The organism is Nocardia aurantiaca, from assembly GCF_009708175.1.
GTDB classification, from domain to species: Bacteria; Actinomycetota; Actinomycetes; order Mycobacteriales; family Mycobacteriaceae; genus Nocardia; species Nocardia aurantiaca.
In genome coordinates this window covers 63,521-71,500 of record NZ_WMBB01000018.1, presented here as the reverse complement: position 1 = coordinate 71,500, position 7,980 = coordinate 63,521, and the positions used below count along the sequence as shown (strand labels likewise).

General features: G+C 67.8%; 11 protein-coding genes. 7 read left to right on the top strand and 4 right to left on the bottom strand.

The window, feature by feature from the left end:
• Window positions 1-30: 30 nt before the first annotated feature.
• Both GLP40_RS30235 and GLP40_RS30230 read left to right on the top strand, forming a co-directional pair.
• A complete protein-coding gene (locus GLP40_RS30235) occupies window positions 31-249 on the top strand; it encodes an MbtH family protein (protein WP_154791428.1) in 219 nt (72 codons plus the stop codon).
• A gap of 119 nt (window positions 250-368) precedes the next feature.
• Window positions 369-512: a hypothetical protein gene (locus tag GLP40_RS30230; protein ID WP_154791427.1), complete on the top strand. Its 144-nt coding sequence runs from the start codon at window positions 369-371 to the stop codon at window positions 510-512.
• A gap of 311 nt (window positions 513-823) precedes the next feature.
• Here the strand turns inward: GLP40_RS30230 and GLP40_RS30225 are convergent, their stop codons facing one another.
• Window positions 824-1,282 carry an ester cyclase gene (locus GLP40_RS30225; RefSeq protein ID WP_328290825.1) on the bottom strand — a complete coding sequence of 153 codons (459 nt, stop codon included), beginning with the start codon at window positions 1,280-1,282 and terminating at the stop codon, window positions 824-826.
• A gap of 101 nt (window positions 1,283-1,383) precedes the next feature.
• Between GLP40_RS30225 and GLP40_RS30220 the strand changes: the two genes are divergently transcribed.
• The gene (locus GLP40_RS30220) at window positions 1,384-2,049 is read left to right on the top strand and encodes a TetR/AcrR family transcriptional regulator C-terminal domain-containing protein (protein WP_154791426.1); all 666 of its coding nucleotides are present in this window, start codon (window positions 1,384-1,386) and stop codon (window positions 2,047-2,049) included.
• A 139-nt stretch (window positions 2,050-2,188) separates the two neighbouring features.
• Here GLP40_RS30220 and GLP40_RS30215 read toward each other — a convergent pair whose 3' ends face one another.
• The gene (locus GLP40_RS30215; protein ID WP_154791425.1) at window positions 2,189-2,359 is read right to left on the bottom strand and encodes a hypothetical protein; all 171 of its coding nucleotides are present in this window, start codon (window positions 2,357-2,359) and stop codon (window positions 2,189-2,191) included.
• Window positions 2,360-2,650: 291 nt separating this feature from the next.
• Between GLP40_RS30215 and GLP40_RS30210 the strand changes: the two genes are divergently transcribed.
• Window positions 2,651-2,962 carry a hypothetical protein gene (locus GLP40_RS30210; protein ID WP_154791424.1) on the top strand — a complete coding sequence of 104 codons (312 nt, stop codon included), beginning with the start codon at window positions 2,651-2,653 and terminating at the stop codon, window positions 2,960-2,962.
• 3 nt (window positions 2,963-2,965) lie between these two features.
• On the opposite strand, the gene GLP40_RS30205 is transcribed toward GLP40_RS30210, so the two are convergent.
• Window positions 2,966-4,186, bottom strand: a complete 1,221-nt coding sequence (locus GLP40_RS30205; protein ID WP_154791423.1) for a TetR/AcrR family transcriptional regulator — start codon at window positions 4,184-4,186, stop codon at window positions 2,966-2,968.
• 95 nt (window positions 4,187-4,281) lie between these two features.
• Between GLP40_RS30205 and GLP40_RS30200 the strand changes: the two genes are divergently transcribed.
• Together GLP40_RS30200 and GLP40_RS30195 are read left to right on the top strand one after the other, a co-directional pair.
• Window positions 4,282-4,725 carry an SRPBCC family protein gene (locus GLP40_RS30200; protein WP_154791422.1) on the top strand — a complete coding sequence of 148 codons (444 nt, stop codon included), beginning with the start codon at window positions 4,282-4,284 and terminating at the stop codon, window positions 4,723-4,725.
• A gap of 21 nt (window positions 4,726-4,746) precedes the next feature.
• Window positions 4,747-5,508 (top strand): enoyl-CoA hydratase, encoded by a 762-nt coding sequence (locus GLP40_RS30195; RefSeq protein WP_154791421.1) that lies wholly within the window; start codon window positions 4,747-4,749, stop codon window positions 5,506-5,508.
• Window positions 5,509-5,678: 170 nt separating this feature from the next.
• Here the strand turns inward: GLP40_RS30195 and GLP40_RS30190 are convergent, their stop codons facing one another.
• Complete coding sequence (locus GLP40_RS30190) at window positions 5,679-6,269, bottom strand: SACE_7040 family transcriptional regulator (protein WP_328290824.1); 591 nt, start codon at window positions 6,267-6,269, stop codon at window positions 5,679-5,681.
• Between the two features lie 112 nt (window positions 6,270-6,381).
• Here GLP40_RS30190 and GLP40_RS30185 point away from each other — a divergent pair, with 112 nt between their 5' ends.
• Window positions 6,382-7,977: a carboxyl transferase domain-containing protein gene (locus GLP40_RS30185; protein ID WP_154791420.1), complete on the top strand. Its 1,596-nt coding sequence runs from the start codon at window positions 6,382-6,384 to the stop codon at window positions 7,975-7,977.
• The last annotated feature ends 3 nt before the right edge of the window (window positions 7,978-7,980 follow it).

Sequence of the window (7,980 nt, the reverse complement as noted above, 5' to 3'; positions counted from 1 at the left end):
AAACCCCGGGTGAGAAAGAGTAAATCCACCATGAGCAATCCCTTCGATGACGAAAACGCGCAGTTCTACGTACTTGTCAACGAGGAGGCCCAGCATTCGCTGTGGCCGGTGTTCGCCGCCATCCCCGGTGGCTGGACCGTCGCGCACGGTCCGGCCCGCCGGCAGAGCTGCCTGGACTATGTCGAAGCGCATTGGACCGATATGCGTCCGGCGTCGCTGGTTCAGGCTATGGCGGTCGAGCCCGAATAGTTCTGCGGCACATCAGTTCCGCATCCAAGACCCGGGGTCATCTCGGCCCCGTGCGGCGGTCCCGAGAAAAACCAGAAATCGAGGGGGTCTGTCCGCGTCGTGAAAGAAAGGGAAAAAACATGACCACCACTCCTCCCACGTCCGGCGGCACCACTGTCGACATCGGTGCCATCATCACCCAGGTGCTGACGTTCCTCGGCGCCGGCTCCACCGCGAGCTACACCCCCAAGAAGCCGAAGCTCAAGGGCGACATCGCGAAGTAATTCGCGCAGCACAACCATTAGTTCGAAAGGATTCGCAATGCCCATCTACACCGGAAGCGGTTTTACCGACCTCCTGTTGGCCTTTGCCCACCTGGTCACCTCGGGCTCTTCGACTTCGATCACCCAGGGCTAGGAGTCCCGTATGTTCAGCGGCAGCGCAATTAACGACCTGTTCGCCACGTTGGCCAAGGCGCTGGGCACCGGTTCCTCCTATACCCTCCCGCCGTGGTGACAGCGGTAATCGAGGTGTGAAGGCCGCCAGGACTTTTGGTCCTGGCGGTCCGGGCCCGCGGCGGCTGGCCGACCGTCGCTCAGTCGACGGTCGGCCAGTCCCATCCCAGCTGCAGAAACATGCCCAGCCGGTCGCTGACCGCGCGGATCTCGCTGATGCGCGAGTCGGTCAGGGTGAAGATCCAGATCTGCTCGACATCGCAGGTGCGCCCGGTCGGCTCGGGCATGCGGGCGTGCGCGCCGGTGTGGCGGCCGATCACGCGCAGCCGGGCCACGATCCGGTCGTCCTCACCGATCAGCTCCCGCACCAGGATTCCGCTCTCCGCCTCGTCGGTCGCGCTGAAGGCCGCGAGCTGCTGACGGAAGCCTTCGATGGCCGCACCCGGCGCGTCCTCCTCGCCGAAGATCACCTTGTTGTGATCGATCACCTGGGGGGACAGGTATCGCACCCACTCGGTGCCCCCTTCCAGGCCGTGGTTGAGCGCGTCGATGAACGCGGTGATGACGGCCTTGTTGTCGGCGATGGCGGTGGTGTTCACGAGGTTTCTCCCTTTCCGATCACTCTTACGTCGTAAGAGTTCGTGCCGTGGACTATCGTTCACTTACGACGTAAGAGTTGTCAATCCTGGGAGGAAAACCCATGGCCGCCAAGCGCACCAGAGCCGAACGAGCGGGCATTTCACGCGAGCGGGTGCTCGACGCCGCCCTGGCCATCGCCGATCGGGATGGCCTCGCCGCACTGTCCATGCGCAAGCTCGGCGGTGAGCTGGGTGTGGAGGCCATGACCCTGTACCACTACCTGCCGAACAAGGACGCGCTCCTCGACGGCATGGTCGAGCGCGTCATGTCCAGGGCCGACGCCGGATTCACCGACGGCCCTTGGCACAAGGCCCTCACCGACTACGCCCGCGCCCTGCGCGCGGCACTGCTGGCTCATCCCGGTGCGCTGCCGCTGCTCGCGACCCGGGTCGCGGTCACCCCCGCGACCCTGCGCACCGCCGAACGCGGCCTGAAACTGTTGGTGGAGGCCGGTTTCGGTCTGGGCCCCGCCCTCGACGCCCTGAACTCCCTCACCCTTTTCGTGGTGGCACACGCCAATTCGGAAGCCCGTACGGCCCCCGTCAACGAGGCGGGGGGCCCCGGTTCGGTCGAGTTCCTGAAAGCCTTGGAGCCGAACGAATTCCCGCTCATCCTCGAGGCGGCGCGTACGGGCGCCGGCACCGACGACCACACCCGCTTCGAGTTCGCCGTCGCCGCTCTGATCCACGGCTTCGCGGCGGCCGCCGGACTGAGTTGCCAGGAGTGACCGCGACGATTCTCGTATGCGCGAAACCGCACGCGCACAGCACGATACCGGTGCCCCGGGCGTGGTGCCGCCCTGCGGCTCGATGTGTATCGACCGGTGTGCGCCGACTCCGCCTGCCGGTGGGCCTCGCGCAGATCCATCACGCAGCGGAACACGCGTAATGCGCCCGGGCCGGTTGTCCGGCGCGGTATTGCGCGGTGGCCGGCAGGCCGGCGATTTGCACGCGCTCCGGGTGTTCGTCGACGAGGGTGCGCAGTTCGATGGCGACCTCGGTGGGCCGATTGAGTTCCAGTTCCACCGCGGTCCGCATTTTGCGGTCGTGAGGCGCGGATCGGTGATCCTTCGATGCTGAGTCGGATCGGGCCGGGTACGTGAATCCGCGGTTCGACCACAGGGGAGCAATTAGTCCACCGCGTGGCGGCCACAGTCGGAGGAAACCGGTGAACGAATTCGACTCGCGAGCGCGTCTTGCGATGTAGGCGAATGTTTGGCAAATATATTTGCTCAGAAGAGCCCCAATTACCGCGAAAGAGTCCCGGAAGCGTAGCGACGAATACTTTTCGGTATGACCGCTACTCAGGGATCACCAATGGTGACAGTTGTGAGCAGGAGCGAGGGCTATGAGGCCGTGCTCGTCGCGATCATGCGCGCCGGCGCCCGGCCGCCCGAGGTCATGCAATCGCTCACGGGTAGCTATGAGAGGGAGGCCATGAGTCGGAGTGACACGGTCGAACCGCGCAGCATCGGCCTCTATTGGGACCGCGATGGAGATATCTGGCAGCGGGAGGACGGTGGTTGGCGGCTCATCCTGCAGAACGGCGTGGCCGTCGATCCGATCTCGCTGTGGGACTGGGACAAGGGGCACGTGCGCGACTACGCGCCGTTCACGCCGCTGACGACACTGACCGGCTAGCCGTCAGGACCCCGGCGTTCCGGCTCCGAAGAGGGTGGCCTCCATCAGGCGGATCACTCTGGGCTGCGAGCAGATCGACGGATGTCCGCCGAACTCCCGGCCCAGATCCACCACCAGGCCGAAGGCGGCCTGCACCAGGATGCGTGCCTCGCCCTCGGACAGTTCCGGGCGCACGGCCACCAGCAGCCGTACCCACTCGGCCACGATGAGCCGCTGCACATTGCGCAGCACGGTGCGCTCCTCGGCTGAGACGTGGCCGAATTCCGCGTAGTAGACGAAGGTCAGCTCGCGCTCGGCGAAGGAACCCGCAACGTACAGGTCGACCAGTTTGCTCAGTGCCTCGGCCGGACTGGACGAGGACGCCACCGCCGGCCCGATCGCCCCCGACACCCGATCCGCCGCCCGGCGGAACGCGGCGGCCAGCAGATCGCCCTTGCTGCGGTAGTACCGGTACACCGCCGAGGCCGCCGACAGGTCCGCCGCCGCGGCGATGTCCTCCACGCTCACATTGGGGTAGCCGCGCGCGTGGAACAGCTTCACGGCCTTCTCGAGCAGCAGCTCATGCTTGAAACTCTGCGGGATCTCGGCCGCCCGCGGCGCGGCCGCGGCGGTGCTCTCCGGCGGCAGATCGGTCGCGATGATGGCATCGCAAGCCGAATGCAGCAGGGCGGCCAGCGATTTCGCGGGCAGGGTGGCGTGATGGTCGCCGATGCTGGAGATCACGCTGAGCAGCGATACCGCCCGCACCGCGCGATCGTGGCCGTCGAGTTCGGGCCGGACGTCGGCGATGAGCGCGCGCAGCGTGGTCAGCGCCGAGGTGAATTGCTCCTCCAGCGTCCGCCGATCGGTGTCGTCGAGGTAGCGGCGCTCCCAGCGCACCAGCGTGACGGTCGAGCGATTGGCGATGGTCTCGGCAATCATCCGGTCCAGCACCCGGTCCAGCCGCTCGCGCGGGGACAGGACCTCGGATTCGTCCGGCGGGGTGGCCGATTCCGCGGTCAGCCGCGCCAGCCGTAGCAATTCCTCGCGGAAGAGCGCGTACTTGCTCGGATAGTGGCGATACAGTGCGGCCGAGGAGATGCCGAGCCGGGCCGCGATGTCCTCCATGCTGACGCCGTGATAGCCGAGCGAGCCGAAGGCGGCGGCCGAGGTGGCGGCGATCTGGGCGCGCCGGTTCTTCGGGCGGCGGCGGATCACGCGCTGCGGCTGGTCCTCGACGGTCATAGTCGCAATGGTAGTCACCAGGCATTTCCGTCGACGCCGCGCCGCCGATCTCATAGGCTGAACGAAGGATCCGCGTCCATCAGAACGGAGCCGGCATGCGTACGGTTGACGTCGAACGCACCATCGCGGCACCGCAGCCCGATGTCTTCGACTGGCTCACCGATGTCGCCAATTATCAACGGGTGCCGCTGGTCCGCCGTGTCACGCTGGTGCGCCCCGGCGATACCGCGGGCAATGGCGCGGGCGCGGTCCGCCTGGTGGTGACCCCGCTGCTGCGGCTCACCGAGGAGATCGTGGAATACGATCCGCCCCGGCTCATGCGCTACCGATTGCTGAATTCCGTTCCGCCCCTGCGGCATCAGGAGGGCTTCATCACCTGTGAGCCGGTCGCGGCCGGCACCCGGGTGCACTGGTCGTCCACCTTCGAGATCGCCGCGCCCCTGCTCGCGCCGTTGTGGACGCGCATCTTCCTGCCGGTGGTGCACGGCGGCTTCGTCATGGTGCTGCGAACCGCGGAGCGCGAACTGCGCGGCCGGTGACGCCGGTTACCATCTGGGGCCATGGCGGAGATCAAAGTGGAGCGCCTGAACTCAGTGGCGCTCGTAACGGTGCACGACCCCGACAAGCGGAATGCGTTGACGCTGGACCTATCCGCCGATCTCGCGGACGCGGTGGCGGACGCGGAGGCCGATGAGTCGGTACATGCCCTGGTGGTGACCGGCACGCCCCCGGCCTTCTGCGCGGGCGCGAACCTGACCGCGCTGGGCGAGGCCAGGGAGGAGGGCCTGCGGGCCATCTACGAGGGCTTCCTGGCGGTGGCGCGCTGCAAGCTGCCGACGGTCGCCGCGGTCGGCGGCGCGGCCGTCGGCGCGGGTCTGAACCTGGCCTTGGCCGCGGACCTGCGTTTCGCGAATCCCAAGGCGCGCTTCGACGCTCGTTTCCTGCGCCTGGGAATCCACCCGGGCGGCGGCATGACCTGGATGCTGCAGCGCGCGGTGGGCCCGCAGCAGGCGGCGGCCATGACGCTGTTCAGCGAGATCCTCGACGCGCATGCGGCGGAGAAGGCCGGTCTGGTGCACCGCGTGGTGGACGGCGACCACGCGGCCCTGGTGGCCGCCGCCGTCGAATTCGCCGCTGCCACCGCGGAAGTCCCGCGTGAGCTGCTCATCACCACCAAGCGCACCATGCGCGCTACGCGCGCGCTGGCCGCCCACGCCGAGGCGGTGAACACCGAGGTGGTGCCCCAGCTCGCCTCCCTCGAATCCCCGGAATTCGCCGCCCGTCTGGCCGCGGCGCAGACCCGGATCACGGGTACGAAGTAGCCTCGAGCGCCGGTCCGAGGGCGTCCCGCCATTCCAGCGTGTTCTCGGGCCAAGGCCTCCTCGTCATTCCCGGCATGATTCTGGCCGGAATCCGCAGCACCGCAATGGATCCCGACCAACTATGCCGGGGTGACCGCGGAACGTCCATCCGGCTCGGGAATTCGGCCCGGTCACCCCAGGGCCGCGAGCGCCATGCGCCGCAGCACCGGCCGCGCCCGGGTCGCGCTGGCCGGCGCGCTGTGCGGCGTGGAGTTGATCAGACCGAAGGTGGCGTGGGCCTGCACGCGGGCGGCTTGTTCCGGCAGCTCCGGACGTAGTTCCCGCAGCACGGCCACCCAGACCTCCACGTACTGCCGCTGTGTGCGCCGCACCTGACGACGCGCCGACTCCGGCAGGTTCTCCAGATCGCGATCCTGGATCCGGATGAGTTCCGGTTCGCCGAGCGCGAAGTCGAGATGGAAGTCCACCAGCCTGCTCAGCGCCTCGCGCGGCGACTGCGCCGCCTCGACGACGGCCCGGCCGCCGTCCAGCAGCCGCTGACTGATGCCGACCAGCAACTCGACCAGCAGCGCCTCCTTGTTGGGGAAGTGCCGGTACACCGCGGGCCCGCTGATCCCGGCCGCCGCGCCCAGGTCGTCGAGCCGCATGCCGAGGAAGCCGCGGTCTGCGATGAGCCGTGCCCCCGCCTCCAGCAGCTGCTGCCTGCGCTGGGCTTTGAGCTGCTCACGACGGGTGAGCGTGACGGTTTCCGCATTGTTCACCGTGATTCCCTCGCGTCGGTGCTGGACAACTCAGTTAGTGAAGATTATCTTATTTTCCAGTTATTGGTGACTAACCGAACGGCCGGGTCGGCCGCGCGGGGAGGCGGAGCGAATGACGCTGACCGAGGCGGAGTTGAAGCAGGGCGCGCGGACCGGGAACCGGGCCGCGCACCTGGCGTTGGTCGACGAGCTGCGCGAGCGGCTGGCCGTCAGCGCGCTGGGCGGACCGGAGAAGGCCCGGGAACGGCACCTGGCCCGCGGCAAACTGCTGCCGCGCCAGCGGGTGGACCAGTTGCTGGACACCGGCAGCCCGTTCCTGGAGCTGTCGCCGCTGGCGGCCAACGGCATGTACGACGACGAGTCCCCGGGCGCGGGTGTCATCGGCGGCATCGGCCGAGTCTCCGGGCGCGAGTGCGTGATCATCGCCAATGACGCGACCGTCAAGGGCGGAACCTACTACCCGATGACGGTCAAGAAGCACCTGCGCGCCCAGGAGGTGGCGCTGCAGAACAACCTGCCGTGCATCTACCTCGTCGACTCCGGCGGCGCCTACCTGCCGCGCCAGGACGAGGTGTTCCCCGACCGCGAGCACTTCGGCCGCATCTTCTACAACCAGGCGAACATGAGCGCCAAGGGCATCGCGCAGATCTCCGCGGTGCTCGGGTCCTGCACCGCTGGCGGCGCGTACGTGCCGGCCATGAGCGACGAGACCGTCATCGTGCGCAATCAGGGCACCATCTTCCTGGGCGGCCCGCCGCTGGTGAAGGCGGCCACCGGCGAGGTGGTCACCGCCGAGGAGCTGGGCGGCGGCGACTTGCACTCGCGCACGTCGGGCGTCACCGACCACCTGGCCGAGAGCGATCAGGACGCACTGCGCATCGTGCGCAATATCGTGGCCACGCTCGGCCCGAAATTTCCGACGCCGTGGGAGGTCGCGCCCACCGTGGATCCGATCGCGCCGCAGGACGAGCTGTACGACGTGGTGCCGGTGGACCTGCGCACCCCCTACGACGTGCGCGAGGTCATCATTCGCATGGTGGACGGCGGCGAATTCCAGGAGTTCAAGGCCGAGTACGGCAAGACCCTGGTCACCGGCTTCGCCCGCATCCACGGCCACCCGGTCGGCATCGTCGCCAACAATGGCGTGCTGTTCAGCGAATCCGCCATGAAGGGCGCGCATTTCATCGAACTGTGCGACAAGCGCACGATCCCGCTGCTGTTCCTGCAGAACATCACCGGTTTCATGGTCGGGCGCGACTACGAGGCGGGCGGCATCGCCAAGCACGGCGCGAAGATGGTGACCGCGGTGGCGTGCGCTCGGGTGCCCAAGCTGACCGTGGTCATCGGCGGCTCCTACGGCGCGGGCAACTACTCCATGTGTGGGCGCGCGTATTCGCCGCGCTTCCTGTGGATGTGGCCGAATGCCCGCATCTCGGTCATGGGCGGTGAGCAGGCGGCCTCGGTGCTGGCCACCGTGCGCGGTGACGCGCAGGGTGGCGGAGCGCCGTCCGAGGCGGATATGGAGGCGTTCAAGGCCCCGATCCGCGAGCAGTACGAGCATCAGGGCAACCCGTACTACTCCACGGCCCGCCTCTGGGACGATGGCGTCATCGACCCGGCCGACACCAGAACCGTTGTGGGCCTGGCCCTCTCGGTCTGCGCGCAGGCCCCGCTCGAGCCCGTCTCCTACGGCGTCTTCCGGATGTGATGA